This window comes from Pseudomonas sp. NPDC089530, from assembly GCF_050280705.1.
Lineage (GTDB): Bacteria > Pseudomonadota > Gammaproteobacteria > Pseudomonadales > Pseudomonadaceae > Aquipseudomonas.
On sequence record NZ_JBNNVU010000050.1, the window covers coordinates 22,002 to 39,931 of the forward strand.

Annotated in this window: 14 protein-coding genes; 9 read left to right on the top strand and 5 right to left on the bottom strand. The window is 64.7% G+C overall.

Features of this window, described 5'->3' with window-relative positions; genetic code table 11:
• Positions 1-116: 116 nt before the first annotated feature.
• The 7 genes from betA (at position 117) to yccS (ending at position 11,557) form a co-directional block, all read left to right on the top strand.
• Positions 117-1,820: a choline dehydrogenase gene (gene betA, locus ACQKQA_RS18865; protein WP_427560749.1), complete on the top strand. Its 1,704-nt coding sequence runs from the start codon at positions 117-119 to the stop codon at positions 1,818-1,820.
• Between the two features lie 295 nt (positions 1,821-2,115).
• Positions 2,116-3,558, top strand: a complete 1,443-nt coding sequence (locus tag ACQKQA_RS18870) for a TldD/PmbA family protein (protein ID WP_427560751.1) — start codon at positions 2,116-2,118, stop codon at positions 3,556-3,558.
• Complete coding sequence (locus ACQKQA_RS18875; protein WP_427560754.1) at positions 3,558-4,895, top strand: TldD/PmbA family protein; 1,338 nt, start codon at positions 3,558-3,560, stop codon at positions 4,893-4,895. Before ACQKQA_RS18870 ends, ACQKQA_RS18875 begins: the two co-directional genes overlap by 1 nt.
• Positions 4,896-5,088: 193 nt before the next feature.
• Positions 5,089-6,516 (top strand): multidrug transporter subunit MdtD, encoded by a 1,428-nt coding sequence (gene mdtD / locus ACQKQA_RS18880; RefSeq protein WP_427560756.1) that lies wholly within the window; start codon positions 5,089-5,091, stop codon positions 6,514-6,516.
• A gap of 167 nt (positions 6,517-6,683) precedes the next feature.
• A complete protein-coding gene (gene dbpA, locus ACQKQA_RS18885; protein ID WP_427560780.1) occupies positions 6,684-8,021 on the top strand; it encodes an ATP-dependent RNA helicase DbpA in 1,338 nt (445 codons plus the stop codon).
• 33 nt (positions 8,022-8,054) lie between these two features.
• Positions 8,055-9,233 carry an NAD(P)/FAD-dependent oxidoreductase gene (locus tag ACQKQA_RS18890; RefSeq protein WP_427560758.1) on the top strand — a complete coding sequence of 393 codons (1,179 nt, stop codon included), beginning with the start codon at positions 8,055-8,057 and terminating at the stop codon, positions 9,231-9,233.
• 131 nt (positions 9,234-9,364) lie between these two features.
• Complete coding sequence (gene yccS, locus ACQKQA_RS18895; RefSeq protein WP_427560760.1) at positions 9,365-11,557, top strand: YccS family putative transporter; 2,193 nt, start codon at positions 9,365-9,367, stop codon at positions 11,555-11,557.
• Between the two features lie 50 nt (positions 11,558-11,607).
• Here yccS and ACQKQA_RS18900 read toward each other — a convergent pair whose 3' ends face one another.
• On the bottom strand, positions 11,608-12,345 hold the full coding sequence (locus tag ACQKQA_RS18900) for a substrate-binding periplasmic protein (protein ID WP_427560762.1): 738 nt from the start codon (positions 12,343-12,345) through the stop codon (positions 11,608-11,610).
• 272 nt (positions 12,346-12,617) lie between these two features.
• Between ACQKQA_RS18900 and ACQKQA_RS18905 the strand changes: the two genes are divergently transcribed.
• Complete coding sequence (locus ACQKQA_RS18905; protein ID WP_427560764.1) at positions 12,618-13,070, top strand: GNAT family N-acetyltransferase; 453 nt, start codon at positions 12,618-12,620, stop codon at positions 13,068-13,070.
• Positions 13,071-13,137: 67 nt separating this feature from the next.
• On the opposite strand, the gene ACQKQA_RS18910 is transcribed toward ACQKQA_RS18905, so the two are convergent.
• Genes ACQKQA_RS18910 through ACQKQA_RS18920 form a run of 3 tightly spaced genes read right to left on the bottom strand, consistent with a single transcriptional unit; the run spans position 13,138 to position 16,136 of the window.
• Positions 13,138-13,434, bottom strand: coding sequence for a winged helix-turn-helix domain-containing protein (locus ACQKQA_RS18910; protein WP_427560766.1), 297 nt, complete (start codon positions 13,432-13,434; stop codon positions 13,138-13,140).
• Between the two features lie 22 nt (positions 13,435-13,456).
• Positions 13,457-13,969 (bottom strand): M48 family metallopeptidase, encoded by a 513-nt coding sequence (locus ACQKQA_RS18915; protein ID WP_427560769.1) that lies wholly within the window; start codon positions 13,967-13,969, stop codon positions 13,457-13,459.
• Positions 13,970-14,012: 43 nt separating this feature from the next.
• Positions 14,013-16,136: a putative bifunctional diguanylate cyclase/phosphodiesterase gene (locus tag ACQKQA_RS18920; protein WP_427560771.1), complete on the bottom strand. Its 2,124-nt coding sequence runs from the start codon at positions 16,134-16,136 to the stop codon at positions 14,013-14,015.
• A gap of 319 nt (positions 16,137-16,455) precedes the next feature.
• Here ACQKQA_RS18920 and ACQKQA_RS18925 point away from each other — a divergent pair, with 319 nt between their 5' ends.
• Positions 16,456-17,127, top strand: a complete 672-nt coding sequence (locus ACQKQA_RS18925; protein WP_427560774.1) for a polysaccharide lyase family 7 protein — start codon at positions 16,456-16,458, stop codon at positions 17,125-17,127.
• Positions 17,128-17,293: 166 nt separating this feature from the next.
• On the opposite strand, the gene ACQKQA_RS18930 is transcribed toward ACQKQA_RS18925, so the two are convergent.
• A partial coding sequence (locus ACQKQA_RS18930; RefSeq protein WP_427560777.1) for a class II fructose-bisphosphate aldolase occupies positions 17,294-17,930 on the bottom strand: 637 nt, incomplete at its 5' end.

Below are 17,930 nucleotides of genomic sequence, written 5' to 3' on the forward strand. Positions count from 1 at the left end.
GCAAGCCTCGCTCCTACAAGGACAGCGCATGACCTGTAGGAGCGAGGCTCGCCCGCGATCGAGTGCGCAGCACGCGCAACGGCCAGACCTGACCAACTTCAAAGAGGGTGCATTCAATGTCCCAAGAATACGATTACATCATCGTCGGTGCCGGCTCCGCCGGTAACACCCTGGCGACCCGCCTGACCGAAGACGCAGGCGTCACCGTGCTGCTGCTCGAAGCCGGCGGCCCGGACTACCGTTTCGACTTCCGTACCCAGATGCCGGCTGCCCTGGCGTTCCCGCTGCAAGGCCGTCGCTACAACTGGGCCTACGAAACCGATCCAGAGCCGTACATGGACGGCCGCCGGATGGAATGCGGTCGCGGCAAGGGCCTGGGCGGCTCCTCGCTGATCAACGGCATGTGCTACATCCGCGGCAACGCCATGGACTACGACGGCTGGGCAAAACTGCCGGGGCTGGAAGACTGGACCTATCTGGACTGCCTGCCGTATTTCCGCAAGGCGGAAACCCGTGACATCGGCCCGAACGACTACCACGGCGGCGAAGGCCCGGTCAGCGTGACCACGCCGAAAGCTGGCAACAACCCGCTGTTCCACGCCATGGTCGAAGCCGGCGTGCAAGCCGGTTACCCGCGCACCGAAGACTTGAACGGCTACCAGCAGGAAGGCTTCGGTCCGATGGACCGTACCGTGACGCCTAAAGGCCGTCGCTCCAGCACCGCTCGCGGCTACCTGGACACTGCGAAGAAGCGTTCGACCCTGAACATCGTCACCCACGCCCTGACCGACAAGATCCTGTTCGAAGGCAAGCGTGCCGTGGGCGTGCGTTACCTGGTCGGCTCCACCGAGGAGCGCGTCGAAGCCCGTGCCCGCAAGGAAGTGCTGGTGTGCAGCGGCGCAATCGCTTCGCCGCAACTGCTGCAACGTTCCGGCGTCGGCCCGCGCGCCCTGCTGGAAAGCCTGGACATCCCGGTGGTCCACGACCTGCCGGGCGTGGGCGAGAACCTGCAGGACCACCTGGAGCTGTACCTGCAGTACGCCTGCACCCAGCCGGTCTCGCTGTACCCGTCGCTGCTCTGGTACAACCAGCCGGCCATCGGTGCCCAGTGGCTGTTCAACGGCACCGGCATCGGCGCCAGCAACCAGTTCGAAGCCGGCGGTTTCATCCGTACCCGTCCGGAATTCGAATGGCCGAACATCCAGTACCACTTCCTGCCGGTGGCGATTAACTACAACGGCAGCAACGGCGTGCAAGAGCACGGCTTCCAGGCGCACATGGGCTCCATGCGTTCGCCAAGCCGCGGCCGGATCCAGGTCAAGTCCAAGGACCCGCGCCAGCACCCGAGCATTCTGTTCAACTACATGGCCACCGAGCAGGACTGGCAGGAATTCCGCGACGGCATCCGCCTGACCCGGGAAATCATGCAACAGCCAGCGCTGGATGCCTTCCGTGGCCGCGAAATCAGCCCGGGCATCGAGGTGCAAACCGACGCAGAACTGGACAAGTTCATCCGCGAGCACGCCGAAACCGCGTTCCACCCATCCTGCTCGTGCAAGATGGGCACCGACGACATGGCGGTAGTCGATGGCCAGGGTCGCGTGCACGGCATGCAAGGCCTGCGAGTGGTCGACGCCTCGATCATGCCGATCATCACCACCGGTAACCTGAACGCGCCGACGATCATGATGGCCGAGAAAATCGCCGACAAGATCCGTGGCCGTCAGCCGCTGCCGCGCAGCAAGGCCGCTTACTACGTGGCGGGCGAAGCCCCGGTACGTGGCAAGCCGGTCCGTGAAGTGAGCGCTACCGCGCAGTAACTTCCAACGGCGCCGATCGCAACGATCGGCGCCGTTTTGCCATAAGGCAGGCTGGACCCCGTCAATCAGCCGGCTGCCGAATCACAGCCCCTGGCTGCCACTACAGTTCTCCAACATTTCCATCCCCCGCCCCGCTTGATACCAGCCATCGCGCAGGCCTAATCTAGGCGCTCGCCACTATTCCCCAAGACCTTTTCGACCTCGCTGCAATGCCCTTCGGGCGTTATCGCGAGCCAGCCCGCTCCCATAGAAAACCCTGGCCCGAAGCTACGTCGTTCACATGGAGGTTCCTCGCATGTTCGATTTCCACCCCCAGCTCAAGCAGCGCTTCGCTGCCTTGCGCACGGGCGCCGAATTCTTTTCCCTGCGCTACGTGCGCGAGTCCGGGCAGTACCTGTCGGTGCGCAAGAACGTGGCCGAGCCACCGAGCCTGAGCCGCGACGAAGGCGCGATGCTCACCGTGCGGGTCAATGGCGTCGAGGCTTACGCCGCGACCAACGACCTGTCGCAACAGGGCCTGCAGACCGCCCTGCAACGGGCCGAACAGCAAGCCCGGCTGATTGCCGCCCACGCCCTGCTCGACCTGCGCGAGCAACCGGTGTCCAGCGACCGCGCCGACTACCTGTCCCCCGATCTCGAGCAGCCGTTTCCGTCCCTGAGCGACTGCTACCAGCTGCTCGGCGATGAGTCCGCGGCCGTGCCCCGGGACGAGCGCCTGGTGAACTGGCAGGCCAGCCTCGGCATCGCCCATGTCGAGCAGATCTACCTCAACAGCGCCGGCGCCGAACTGCGCCAGGCCCAGCGCTTCGTCTACCCGGGCATCGACGTCACCGCCTACGACGGCAACGACAGCCAGACCCGCAGCCTGGGCCGCGAGAACTTCGGCCAGCAGGGCGGCGCCGACGTGATCGGCCGCTGCGGGCTGATCGGCGCCGGGCCAAAGATCGCCGACCAGGCCCTGCAACTGCTGCTGGCGCCCAATACGCCGCAAGGCCCGCGCGACCTGCTGCTGATGCCGGACCAGATGATCCTGCAGATCCACGAATCCATCGGCCACCCCCTGGAGCTGGACCGCATCCTCGGCGACGAACGCAACTACGCCGGCACCAGCTTTGTGAAGCCCCACGACTTCGGCAACCTGCAATACGGCTCCGGCCTGCTCAACGTGACCTTCGACCCGGACATTCCCGAGCAACTGGCCAGCTACCGCCATGACGACGACGGCAGCGCCGCCAGCAAGCAGTTCCTGATCAAGCAGGGCCTGCTGCTGCGTCCGCTGGGCGGCGCGCTCTCGCAATTCCGTGCCGGCCTCGACGGCGTGGCCAACAGCCGCGCCTGCAGTTGGAACCGCCCGCCCATCGACCGCATGGCCAACCTCAATATCGAGCCCGGCGACCAGTCTCTGACGCAACTGATCGGCGGCATCGAGCACGGCATCCTGATGTCCACCAACCGCTCCTGGTCCATCGACGATGCGCGCAACAAGTTCCAGTTCGGTTGCGAATGGGGCCAGTTGATCGAGAACGGCGAACTCAAGGGCGTGGTGAAAAACCCGAACTACCGGGGGATTTCTGCGCAGTTCTGGAAAAACCTCAGCGCCGTCGGCGACGCCAGCACCTTCAAGGTCCTGGGCACGCCGAACTGCGGCAAGGGCGAGCCGAACCAGGTGATCCGCGTCGGCCATGCCTCGCCAGCCTGCGTGTTCAGCCATGTCGATGTATTTGGAGGAGACGTCTGATGAGTACGTCCATGAATCAGGCCGAGCAGTTCAAGACACTGGTGCAGTGGCTGCGCGACGCCGTGCGCGAACCCGAGCAGTTCACCTTAAGCTACGCCGCCGAGTCGTCGCAGTTCATCCGTTTCAACCACGCCAAGGTGCGCCAGGCCGGGCACGTGCAGCAGGCCAGCCTCGGCTTCAAGCTGATCGACGACGGGCGCCATGCCGACCTCAGCATCACCCTGGCCGGCGACCCGCAGGTCGACCTCCAGCGCCTGGCCGAAGGCCTGCAACAGCTGCGCGAAACCCTGCCGCTGCTGCCCCGGGACCCGTACCTGCTGCTCAACCACGACGCCTGGAATAACCACAACGTGCAGGACCACCCACTGCCAAGCAGCGAGCAAGTGGTGGCCGAAATCGGCCTGGCCGCCGCCGGGCTGGACCTGGTGGGTTTCTATGCGGCAGGCCCGATCAGCCGCGGTTTTGCCAGCTCCTCGGGAGCCTTTGGCTGGCATCAGGCCAACAGCTTCAACTTCGACTTCAGCCTGTTCCACGAGAACGGCCAGGCGGTGAAGGCCAGCTACGCCGGGCACCAATGGAGCAGCGCAGGTTTTGCCCAGCGCTTCCAGCAGGCCAAAGAGCAACTGATGTTTCTCGGCCGGCCGCTGCGCACCCTGGCGCCCGGGCACTATCGCGCCTACCTGGCGCCAGCGGCCCTGGAGGAAATCATGGGCATGCTGAGCTGGGGCGGTTTTTCCGCGCAGTCCATCGCCAGCAAGCACAGCCCGCTGCAGAAGCTCTATGCCGGCGATGCCAACCTGAGCCCCCTGGTGTCGCTGGACGAGCAGGTCAGCGGCTCGTTGAGTCCGGCCTTCTCCGACGAGGGTTACCCACGCAGCGACCTGTCGCTGATCGCCGGCGGCGGCGCCCGGGAACAGCTGGTCAACTCGCGCAGCGCCGCCGAGTACAGCCTGGCCGCCAACGGCGCCAGCAGCGGCGAGTACCCCACGGCCTTGAACATGGCGCCCGGGCAGTTGGCGCAGCAGGACATCCTCAAGCAACTGGGCACCGGCCTGTACATCAGCAACCTGTGGTACCTGAACTACTCGGACCAGGCTGCAGCGCGCCTGACCGGCATGACCCGCTTCGCCACCTTCTGGGTGGAGAACGGCGAGATCCAGGCCCCGGTCAGCACCATGCGTTTCGACGACAGCGTCTACAGCCTGCTGGGTTCGCACCTGGAAGGCCTGACCCGGGAGCGCGAGCTGCTCCTCTCGGCCAGCACCTACAGCCAGCGCCAGACCGCTTCGGCGCAACTGCCGGGGGCGCTGGTGAGCCGGCTGACGCTGACGTTGTAATCGCTGTCGCAGACACGCCTCGTCTCCTTTGCAGGAGCGAGGCTTGCCCGCGTAAAGGTACAGGCGCCGCCGGTGACGGCTCACGATAGCGGCATGTCTTGGGTATCGATGTCGAATGTCACGCCGCAATCGCGATCCGGATTGCCCGTGATGAGGTTGTAGAGGCAAGCATTCATAACGAGAAAGAGATCCCATGCCCAACCGTGCCGAGCTTGACGCCACCACCGCCCGCTGGCTGCCCTGGGTGGTGGCCATCGCCTTTTTCATGCAATCCCTCGACGGGACCATCCTCAACACCGCCCTGCCGGCCATGGCCCGCGACCTGGCGGAAGACCCATTGCGCATGCAGGGCGTGGTCATCGCCTACATGCTCACCGTGGCCCTGCTGATCCCGGCCTCGGGCTGGATCGCCGACCGCTTCGGCACCCGCAAGATCTTCTTCGGCGCCATCCTGCTGTTCAGCATCGGCTCCTTGCTGTGCGCCCTGTCCAACTCCCTGAGCCTGCTGGTCGGCGCCCGGGTGATCCAGGGCCTGGGCGGTGCGCTGATGCTGCCGGTCGGCCGGCTGGTGGTGCTGCGCGCCTATCCGCGCTCGGAACTGGTGCGGATCATGGGCTTCATCACCATCCCCGGGCTGCTCGGCCCGCTGATCGGCCCGACCATGGGCGGCTGGATGGTGCAGTACCTGACCTGGCACTGGATCTTCCTGATCAACCTGCCGGTGGGCGTCCTCGGCTGCTATGCCGTCTGGCGCTTCATTCCCGACCTGCGCGGCAGCGAGCGCACGCGCTTCGACGGCCTGGGCTTTGTGCTATTCGGCGCGGCGATGGTGCTGATCACCATTGCCATGGAAGGCCTGGGGGAACTGCACCTGCCGCACCTGCGGGTGATGTTGCTGCTGTTCGGCGGCCTGGCGTGCCTGGCGGCCTACTGGCTGCGGGCCGGGCATGTCGACAATCCGCTGTTCGCGCCGTCGCTGTTCAAGGTGCGGACCTTTGCCGTGGGCATTCTCGGCAACCTGTTCGCCCGCCTCGGCAGCGGCGCCCTGCCGTTTCTGGTGCCGCTGCTGCTGCAAGTCGCCCTCGGCTATTCGCCATCCCAGGCCGGGATGAGCATGCTGCCGCTGGCGGCCGCGGCGATGCTCGCCAAGTCCGTCGCCCGCTCGCTGATCGAACGCCTGGGCTACCGCATCATCCTCACCGGCAACACCCTGGCGCTGGGGATCATGCTGGCCAGCATGGGCCTGATCACGGAACACACGCCCTACCCGCTGCTGCTGGGCATGCTGGCGGTGCTGGGGGCGATCAACTCGCTGCAGTTCACGGCGATGAATACCGTGACCCTGATCGACCTCGACGACGCGGCCGCCAGCAGCGGCAACAGCCTGCTGTCGGTGGTGGCACAACTGTCCCTGAGCCTGGGGGTGGCCTGCGCTGGCGCGCTGCTCGGCGGCTTTACCGCCGAAGTGGGCAACGACGGCGTGAACACCGTGCTCGGCGCCTTCCAGCTGACCTTCCTCACGGTGGGGATCATGGCGATGCTGGCGGCGGCGATCTTCCTGCAGCTGTCGCCCAGGGACGGCCGGCGGGCGCAGAAGGTCCAGGAGCATATCGAGCACTGACGTCACAACGCCTTCCTACATGGGACGGCGAGGTTTCTGGCTACTTTTCGTCCAGAAACTACGGGTAAAGGGAGCGGGACTGATACACTGCGCGACATTTTGTTTTGCAGGCCCGTCCCGTGACCACCATCGCCACCGCTTTTAATACTTTGCCGCTGTCCGCCGCCATGCTGGCTAACCTCGACTCTCTCGGTTATGCCCTGATGACGCCGGTGCAGGCGCAAAGCTTGCCGGTGATCCTCAAGGGGATGGACCTGATCGCCCAGGCCAAGACCGGCAGCGGCAAGACCGCCGCGTTCGGCATCGGCCTGCTGAAACCGATCAACCCGCGCTACTTCGGCTGCCAGGCCCTGGTGATCTGCCCGACCCGTGAGTTGGCCGACCAGGTGGCCAAGGAAATCCGCCGCCTGGCCCGCGGCGAAGACAACATCAAGGTCCTGACCCTGTGCGGCGGCGTGTCCTTCGGCCCGCAGATCGCCTCCCTGGAACACGGCGCGCACATCATCGTCGGCACCCCCGGCCGCCTGTCCCAGCACCTGCGCAAGGGCTCGCTGAAACTCGACGGCCTCAACACCCTGGTCCTCGACGAAGCCGACCGCATGCTGGACATGGGCTTCTACGACCCGATCGAAGAGATCATCGCCTACACCCCCGAGCGCCGGCAGACCCTGCTGTTCTCCGCCACCTACCCGGTGGGCATCAAGCAGCTTGCTTCCAAATTCATGCGTGACCCGCAGCAGGTGAAGGCTGACACCCTGCACACCGACAGCGATATCGAACAGCGCTTCTACGAAATCTCGCCGGAAGAACGCATCGACGCGGTGGTCAAGGTGCTCAACCATTTCCGTCCGCAATCCTGCGTGGCCTTCTGCTTCACCAAGCAACAGGTCCAGGACACTGTCGAGCGCCTGACCGCCAAGGGCATGTCCGCCGTGGGCCTGCATGGCGACCTGGAACAGCGCGACCGCGACCAGGTGCTGGCGATGTTCGCCAACCGCAGCACCTCGGTGCTGGTGGCCACCGATGTGGCCGCCCGCGGCCTGGACATCGACGCCCTGGACATGGTGATCAACGTCGAACTGGCGCGGGACTCGGAAATCCATGTCCACCGCGTCGGCCGCACCGGCCGCGCCGGCGAGAAGGGCCTGGCGATCAGCCTGGTGGCGCCGTCCGAAGCGCACCGCGCCCAGGCCATCGAGCAACTGCAGAAGGCGCCGTTGAACTGGGAACAGATCGACAGCCTGAAGCCCCAGGGCGGCGGTCCGCTGCTGCCGGCCATGAGCACCCTGTGCATCGCCGCCGGGCGCAAGGACAAAGTGCGTCCGGGCGACATCCTCGGTGCCCTGACCGGCGAGGCCGGCATTCCCGGGACCCAGGTCGGCAAGATCGCGATCTTCGATTTCCAAGCCTATGTCGCCGTGGACCGCGGCATCGCCAAGCAGGCCCTGCAACGCCTGAACAGCGGCAAGATCAAGGGCCGTTCGCTGCGCGTGCGCATCCTGTAACCCCACTGCTTGCCCCCTACTGAGGACACCGTTTTGCGCTCTACCGAAGTCGTGATCATTGGCGCTGGCGCCGCAGGTTTGATGTGCGCGCTGACCGCGGCGGGCCGTGACCGCCAGGTGCTGCTGCTGGACCACGCCAACAAGGCCGGCAAGAAGATCCTCATGTCCGGCGGTGGGCGCTGCAACTTCACCAATATGTACACCGAGCCCGGCAACTTCCTCTCGCAGAACCCGCACTTCTGCAAGTCGGCCCTGGCCCGCTACACCCAGTGGGATTTCATCGGCCTGGTGGCCAAGCACGGCGTGCCGTACCACGAGAAAAAACTCGGCCAGCTGTTCTGCGACAACAAGTCCAGCGACATCCTCGGCATGCTGCTCGACGAGTGCGACCAGGTTGGCGTACAGCTGCACCTGGACACCTCGATCCAGCAGATCGAGAAGCTCGACACCGGCTACCTGCTGGAAACCACCCTCGGCCAGGTCCGGTGCGAATCCCTGGTGATCGCCACCGGCGGCCTGTCGATCCCGACCCTGGGCGCCACCGGTTTCGGCTACCAGGTGGCCAAGCAGTTCGGCCATGAACTGCTGCCGACCCGCGCCGGCCTGGTGCCGTTCACCATCACCGACCAGCTCAAGGAGCTGTGCGGCGAGCTGTCCGGGACCTCGGTGGATTGCCTGGTGAGCTGCAACGACATGAGCTTCCGCGAGAACATCCTGTTTACCCACCGCGGCCTGAGCGGCCCGGCGATCCTGCAGATTTCCTCGTACTGGCAGCCTGGCGACACGGTCCAGATCAACCTGCTGCCGGACCACGACGTGCCGGGCTGGCTGCAACAGCAGCAGGCCGAGCGCCCCAACAGCGAGCTCAAGACCCTGCTCGGCGAGATCTTCACCAAGAAGATGGCGGGCCTGCTGGCCGACAGCTGGTTCGTCTCCAAGCCGATGAAGCAGTACACCCACGCCGAACTGGCGGAGATCGCCAGCAAGCTGGCGAGCTGGCAGCTGGTGCCCGCCGGCACCGAGGGTTATCGCACCGCCGAGGTGACCCTGGGCGGCGTCGACACCCGCGAGGTGTCGTCCAAGACCATGGAATCACTGAAGAGCCCGGGGCTGTATTTCATCGGCGAAGTGCTGGACGTCACCGGCCACCTGGGCGGCTTCAACTTCCAGTGGGCCTGGGCTTCCGGCTACGCGGCCGCGCAGTACGTCTGAGCCACCCGCTCCTACAGCACCAGCCAATACAGAGAGGGAACAGAATTTGCTGGCGGATGTGACGACCCCATTGCGCGGTCGTCAATACTGGCTCAATTTAGCGGCATCGCCCCGCAAGGCCTTCTCTCTTCATGTCATCGACCACCTTTCGCCAGTCCCTGCGGCGCCTCTGGGCGCTGGATAAATTCAGCTACAGCGTGCGGGTATTCATCGCCCTGACCGGCAGCATGGCGCTGTGCTGGTACCAGGATGAAATGACCCTGCTGATCCCCTTGTTCCTGGGGATCATCGCCAGCGCCCTGGCCGAGACCGACGACAGCTGGCAAGGCCGGCTCAACGCCCTGATCGTGACCCTGGCGTGCTTCAGCGTCGCCGCCCTGTCCGTCGAGCTGCTGTTCCCCTACCCCTGGATCTTCGTCATCGCCCTGGCGCTGGCCGGCTTTGGCCTGACCATGCTCGGCGCCCTGGGCGAACGTTATGGGGCGATTGCCTCGGCGACCCTGATCCTCTCGGTCTACACCATGATCGGCGTGGACCAGCGCGGCGGCGCGGTCACCGACTTCTGGCACGAACCGCTGCTGCTGGTGGCTGGCGCCGCCTGGTACGGCCTGCTGTCGGTGCTGTGGCAGGCGATGTTTTCCAACCAGCCGGTGCAACAGAGCCTGGCACGGCTGTTCCGCGAACTGGGGTATTACCTCAAGCTCAAATCGACGCTGCTCGAGCCGATCCGCCAGCTGGACGTGGAAGCCCGGCGCCTGGAACTGGCCCAGCAGAACGGCAAGGTGGTGGCGGCCCTGAACGCCGCCAAGGAGATCATCCTGCACCGGGTCGGCAACGGCCGGCCGGGCTCGAAAGTCAGCCGCTACCTGAAGCTGTACTTCCTCGCCCAGGACATCCACGAACGCGCCAGCTCCTCCCACTACCCCTACAACGCCCTGGCCGAGGCCTTCTTCCACAGCGACGTGCTGTTCCGTTGCCAGCGCCTGCTGCGCCAGCAAGGCAAGGCCTGCCGGGCCCTGGCCGAATCCATCCAGCTGCGCCAGCCCTTCGTCTGCGACGCCAGCTTCGCCGAGGCCCTGAACGACCTGCACGCCTCCCTGGAACACCTGCGCATCCAGAGCAACCCGGCGTGGCGCGGCCTGCTGCGCTCCCTGCGGGCGCTGGCCGCCAACCTCGGCACCCTCGACCGCCTGCTCAGCGACGCCAGCAACCCCGACGCCCTGGCCGACGCCACCGACAGCAGCCTGCTGGACCGTTCGCCGCGCAACCTCAAGGATGTCTGGACCCGCCTGCGGACCCAGCTGACCCCGACGTCGCTGCTGTTTCGCCATGCCCTGCGCCTGCCCCTGGCGCTGACCATCGGCTACGGCATGGTGCATTTGATTCACCCGTCCCAGGGTTACTGGATCATTCTCACCACGCTGTTCGTCTGCCAGCCGAACTACGGCGCCACACGGCGCAAGCTGGGCCAGCGGATCATCGGCACGGCCATCGGCCTGGTGGTCGCCTGGGCGCTGTTCGACCTGTTCCCCAGCCCGCTGGTGCAGTCGCTGTTCGCCATTGCCGCCGGGGTGGTGTTCTTCACCAACCGCACCACCCGCTACACCCTGGCTACCGCCGCCATCACCATCATGGTGCTGTTCTGCTTCAACCAGGTGGGCGACGGCTACGGGCTGTTGCTGCCGCGGCTGTTCGATACCCTGCTGGGCAGCCTGATCGCCGGCCTCGCGGTGTTCCTGTTCCTGCCGGACTGGCAGGGCCGCCGCCTGAACAAGGTGCTGGCCAACACCCTGACCTGCAACAGCATCTACCTGCGGCAGATCATGCAGCAGTACGCCGCCGGCAAGAGCGACGACCTGGCCTATCGCCTGGCCCGGCGCAATGCGCATAACGCCGACGCAGCGCTCTCCACCACCCTGGCCAACATGCTGATGGAGCCCGGGCATTTCCGTAAGGAAGCGGACGTGGGCTTTCGCTTCCTGGTGCTGTCGCACACCCTGCTCAGCTACCTGTCCGGCCTCGGCGCGCACCGGGAAACCCAGCTGCCGGCGGAAGTCCGCGAGCAACTGATCGACGGGGCCGGGGTCAGCCTGGCGAGCAGCATCGATGAAATCGCCCAGGGCCTGGCGAGCAAGCAACCGGTGGCGATCCAGAGCGATGCCGAGGAAGCCCTGGCCAATGAGCTGGAGCAGATGCCGGACGAGATCGATGAAGGCCAGCGCCTGGTGCAGACCCAGCTGGCGCTGATCTGCCGCCAACTGGGGCCGTTGCGGACCCTGGCAGCGCACCTGATCAAGGACACCGGCGACGAACAGACAGCGTAGGCACTGCCATCCAAAGAGCACGTCTGCTGTGCACGGCAGCGGCTACAGGGCTACATCCCGTGCTGGCGCAGCAGGCGGTCGTAGCTGCCGTCGGCTTTCATCGCCTCGATCGCCTGGTCGAACTTCGCCACGATCTGCGCATGCTCGGGGTTCTTCAGGCTGACCAGGATATGCAGGCCGTTCTCGCTCAGGGAATTGGGCAGGAACTCCACCGCATTGCGCACCCGTGGTGACTCCCGCGCCAGGTAGTAGCGGGCGACGTATTCGTCCTCCAGCGTCAGCTTGACCCGCTCGGCCGCCAGCATGCGCACCGCCATGGCGAAGTTGTGCACCGGGACCTTCTGCAGGTCCGTATCGCTGTCGAAATCGGGGGAATAGGCATAACCGCGCACCACCGCGATGGGGTACTCGTGCAGCTGCGTGAGGTTCTTGTATTCGACGGGGACATCCTTGCGCCGCAGGAAGCGTATCCGATTGACCAGGTACTCCGCGGAGAACTGCCCCAGCTGGGTACGCTCCTCGTTGAACCAGGCATTCACCAGTACGTCGTAACGCCCCTCGCCGATGCCCAGCAAGGCCCGCGCCCAGGGCACCTGCTCGAAGTCGCTGGCATAACCGGCCCGGGCCAGGGCCGTGCTGACGATATCGGTGGCCAGCCCGCCGTTGACCAGAGTCCCATCGGTGAAGGGTGGCCAGGCATCGGCCACCAAGCGCAATTTTTCCGCATGAACGCTCTGGCCCAGCAACAGCAATCCGATCAAAGCAAAAGCTCGATGCAATCGCGGCATGCTAAAAGATCCTTAGCGGGCGGCAGCCCAGCGTATTTTTTACCCAGACTCCAGGGGCTCCGACCAATGAGCGGCCGCGCCTCAAGGTCCTAACAGTAGCTCATGAGCGACACTGCGCAGCGCTTTCACGCAGATTACACAAAGAAGACAGTCGTGAACCAACGCGATGATGGCATTTTGACCCACCTCACAGAAACGCCACGCCGTTGCAGGCAAGACAAGCACCCGCCGGGCGCTTAACATCGGGGCACCGTTTTCCAAGGGATGAAGCAATGACAATCGAATGGGTCTGCAAACACCACAGCGATCTGGGCAAGGAACAGCTGTACGCGATCCTGCAGCTGCGCACCGAAGTGTTCGTGGTCGAGCAGAAATGCGCCTACCAGGAAGTCGATGGCCAGGACCTGGAAGGCGATACCTGCCACCTGATGGCCTGGGACGATGACCGGCTGGTGGCCTACCTGCGCCTGCTGGATCCGACCTCCCAGGGCGGCGACGTGGTCATCGGCCGCGTGGTGATCGCCCCCGAAGCCCGCGGCCGCGGCCTGGGTCATGAACTGATGGAGCACGCCCTGAAACAGGCGCAGAAATACTGGCCGCAGACGCCGATCTACCTATCGGCCCAGGCGCATCTGCAAGGGTATTACGGACGCTACGGCTTCACCGCCGTGGGCGAGGAGTACCTGGAAGACGACATCCCCCATATCGGCATGCGCCGAGACTGATAGCGCCGGCGCGCTCCTGCAGGAGCGCGCTGGCTCGCGATCGAGTCGAACGATCGCCGCCCTGCCCTCAGGGATACTCCAGCACTGCCTTGATCCGCGTCAGGTTCGCCTCGATCCAGCCCTTGTCGATCGCGCCCCAGCTCTTGATCCGATAGCTGCCGGCATGATTGCGCGCGCCGTCCTGCTGCTCGAACTCGCAGGCGATATCCAGGTCCGCCAGGGCGGCGATGGTGTCCTGCGCCGTGCGCCGCGGCATGCCGGTCGCCTCGGTCAGGGCCGGGACGTTGGCGGCCAGGCCGCTGTCGATCAGGTAGGCCACGTACAGCCGGCGGTAAAAACTGCTCTTGGTCTTGCTCACATCCATTGCCCGCTCCTTGTGCCCAGGGTTACGCGGACCCGCCAGCCCCGCCCTGCAGGTCGCGCCAGGTGAGGTAGACCCGCAGGTCGAATTCCAATTGGTGATAGCCCGGCAGCATGTGCTCGCAGAGCTTGTAGAACGCCTTGTTGTGCTCGCTTTCCTTGAAGTGCGCCAACTCGTGGACCACGATCATGCGCAGGAACTCCGGCGCCGCGTCCTTGAACAGCGAAGCGATGCGGATTTCCTTCTTGGCCTTGAGCTTGCCGCCCTGCACCCGCGAGATCGTGGTGTGCAACCCGAGGGCGCGGTGCGTCAGGTCCAGCCGGTTGTCGAACAGCACCTTGTCGATCGCCGGGGCGTTGCGCAGGTACTCCTGCTTCAGCTCCAGGGCATAGCCGTACAGCGCCTTGTCGCTCTGTACCCCGTGCCTGCCGGGATAACGCTGGCTCAGGTAGTCGCCCAGGCGCCCTTGCGCGATCAACTGGCGCACTTGCTCTTGCAGGGCGGCGGGATAGGCCTGGAGGTATTTCAACGCGGTCATTGGGGCGGCAACACAATCACGAAAGGCCGCCAGTGTAGCGAATTCAACCGGGCAACGCGCTCCAGTCGAAAGGTGCGGCAAAACGCTCGGCATCGACGGCCATCAACGGCCGCGCCACCAGGAAGCCCTGCACGTATTCGCAGCCGTTGGCCTGCAGCCAGCGGTACTGCTCCAGGGTTTCCACGCCCTCGGCGATCACCAGCACCCCGAACGCCTTGCACAGGTCGATCACGCAACGTGCCAGCGCCGCGTCCCGGGCCGAGTCCGGCAGCCGGGCGATCAGGTGCCGGTCGAGCTTGAGGGTGTCCAGCTCCAGATCCCGCAGGTAGGCCAGGGAGCAGGCGCCGGAACCGAAGTCATCCAGCGCCACCCGCACCCCGAGGCTGCGCAACAGGCGCAGCTGCTTGCGCGACTCGTCGAGGTTCTGGGTCAAGGCTTCTTCGGTCACCTCGACCTCCAGTTGCCGGGGCTCCAGGCCATGGCGCTCCAGGACCTGGCGCAGCTCGGTGGCCAGGTTCGGCATGGCGAACTGGGTGGCGCTCAGGCTCACCCCCAGCACGGTCTGTTCGGCGAACAGGGTTTTCCAGGCCGCACGCTGGCTCGCTCCCTGCTGATAGATCCAACTGCCCAGACGACTGATCAGCCGCGCTTCCTCCAGCAGCGGCAGGAACAACCCCGGCGGCACATCGCCGACGCTCGGGTGCCGCCAGCGCAGCAAGGCTTCGAAGCCACGCAGGCGTCCATCGGCGACCGCCACCTGGGGCTGATACACCAGGTTGAATTCCTTGCGCTCGACGGCGCTGCGCACGCTTTCCTCGAGCATCAGGCGCGAACGGGCGCGGCCGTTCATTTCATGGTCGTAATAACGGTATTGCTGGCGCCCGGCGCGCTTGGCCTCGTACATGGCGATGTCCGCCGCGCGCATCAGGCCGTCGAGATTGGAACCGCAGTCGGGGTAGATGGCGATGCCGATACTGGCCCCCATGGCGACCTCCAGGCCGTCGATCTGCTGGCAGATCGAGATCCGCTCGATGAGCTTTTCGGAGATCTTCGCCGCCTGTTCCGGAAACTCCAGTTCCAGCAAAGCGGTGAACTCGTCGCCGCCCATGCGCGCCAGGATGTCGAAGGAACGCAGGCAGGCCTTCAACTGCTCGGAAACCCAGCGCAGTACTCGGTCCCCCGCTTCGTGCCCAATGGAATCGTTGACCCGCTTGAAACCATCCAGGTCCAGGTACAGCAGCACCAGCGACTTGTCCGAACGCTCGCTGCGCAACAGCACGCCTTCCACGGTCTGGTAGAAGCCACGGCGATTGAGCAGGCCGGTCAACGGGTCGGTGACCGCCTGATACTCCAGTTGCTGGTGCAGGTGGCGCACTTCCGACATGTCGAGCAGGGTCACCACCATGGCCTTCTGCTCGCTTGGCAGCGGCGCACAGGACAGCGCCACCGACACCTGCTGACCGCCGAGGGTGCGCAGCGTGACGTCGTGCAAACGGTAAGTCTCGCCCCGGCAATAGCAGGCATACAGCTCGGATTCGGCCCACTGCGGCACATGGGGCTTTTGCAGGTAGTCGAGCAGCCCCGAGCCTTCCATCTCGCTGACCGGGGCGTTGAGCAAACGCGAGATCGCCGGGTTGGCGAAACGGATGCTGCCGCTTTCGTCCACCACCAGGATCCCTTCCGCGGCATTCTCCAGCACCGAGGCATTGAAGGCCCGGGCGTTCTCCAGGTCATGGCTCAGGCGCTGCAACGCCCGGCGATTGCGCTGCTGCTCCAGCAGCGTCTGGACCTTGGGCTTGAGGATCTGCGGGTCGAACGGCTTGAACAGGTAATCCACCGCGCCATTGGCGTAGCCCTTGATCACGGCGTCCTTGGACTGCTCATTGGCGGTGAGGAAAATGATCGGCGTCAGGCGGGTGCGCTGGCTGCCGCGCATCAGGCGGGCGACTTCGAAGCCATCCATTTCCGGCATCTGCACATCCAGCAGCACCAGATCGATGTCGTGTTCCAGTAACAGACCCAAGGCCTCGATACCCGAGGCGGCCGTCATGACCTGCCAATCTTGGCGCTGCAGGAGCGCGCGCATGCTGATCAGGTTTTCGGGGTAATCATCAACAATCAGTAAGACTGAGCTGGCTTCACTTGGCCGAGGTTGCGCGCATTCCATGCTGCTTCTCTTGTCTGTGTAGGGCCGGCCTGTGAGCAAGACCGGACAGATACTGAGTCTTCACTCTAGACCCGGATTCCGCAAAGCAGAAGCTGTCACACCGCCATCACTTCACCAAAGCTCCGGACTCCCGACTAACGGTCAGGCCTGCAAGCCGCTGAAACCGGTACAGATGGCATTTCGACAGAGGGTTGACGTCAATTGTCCGCCGGACGGGCATTAACAAAGGCGCCTTCTACGCTTATAAAGACCGCCCTCAAAAGCGCAGGCTAAAGCCTTTGCCGGTCTTTACCCGGCATCAAATCGGGAAGCTTTGACTATGATCGACCTTGCAACCTGGAACCTGAGCATCCCCGTCGGCAGCCCGCCGGCCACCATCGATACCCCCAAGCTGGTCAGTGGTTTCAAGGATCAGTACTTCCATTCCGACACCGGCACGCTGTTTTTCTGGTCGCCTGTCACCGGCTCCCGTACCGAGAACGCCATCTACCCGCGCACCGAGCTGCGCGAGACCTACTCCAACGGCACCCTGAAGAACTGGACCTACCCGGACGCCGACAACCTGCTCTACGCCACCCTGGCGGTGAACCAGGTGCCGTCCACGGGCAAGATCGTCATCGGCCAGATTCACGCCTACAACAGCACCCGGCCGCTGGTGAAGGTGGAGTACCAGTACAAGACCAGCACCCAGAGAGGCAATATCGTCGCCAAGGTGCGCATGCGCCCGGAAGACACCGAAAGCCGGGTGATCATCGTCGCCGAGAACGTACCGCTGGACCGGGAGTTCTCCTACCTGATCCACCTGAGCCCGGGCGGCGCCCTGGGCATCAGCGCCGCGGGCTACCAGTGGGACACCCAGATCAGCAGCACCTGGCGCGACAAGCCGCTGTACTTCAAGGCCGGCGTGTACGTGCAGGACAACACCGGCTACACCAGCGAGGGTGGCAAGGTGACCTTCTACAAGCTGGATATCGATCACAACCCGACCTGATGTCCCGGTAGGAGCGAGGCTTGCCCGCGATAAGGCCCTGACATTCGACATGGATATCGCCTGACACATTGCTAGCGCGGGCAAGCCTCGCTCCTACAGGGTGAAGCGTTGCTACAGGCACAAAAAAGCCCGCATCACTGCGGGCTTTTTCGTACGTGGCCGAGGCTTAGTTGACCTTGGCGTTCAGCTCACCTTTGAGGTAACGCTGGAACATCGCTTCCAGGGAGATCGGCTTGATCTTCGAAGCGTTGCCCGCGGTGCCGAAGGCTTCGTAACGAGCGATGCACACATCGCGCATGGCCTTCACGGTTTCACCGAAGAACTTGCGCGGGTCGAACTCGCTCGGGTTGGTGGCCATCAGGCGACGCATCGCACCGGTGGACGCCAGACGCAGGTCGGTGTCGATGTTGACCTTGCGCACGCCGTGCTTGATGCCTTCGACGATTTCCTCAACCGGCACGCCGTAGGTTTCTTTGATGTCGCCGCCGTACTGGTTGATGATCGCCAGCCACTCTTGCGGAACCGAAGACGAACCGTGCATCACCAGATGGGTATTAGGGATGCGCTTGTGGATCTCTTTGATGCGGTCGATGGCCAGCACGTCGCCGGTAGGCGGCTTGGTGAACTTGTAGGCGCCGTGGCTGGTGCCGATGGCGATGGCCAGGGCGTCGACCTGGGTCTTCTTGACGAAGTCGGCGGCTTCTTCCGCGAGTTGATTGATCCGGTCCAGCAGGGCCTCGACGTCGGCTCTGTCGCGTACGACCAACTGGCGCAGGGTCAGAGTGCGGATCTGGGTGCTGGTC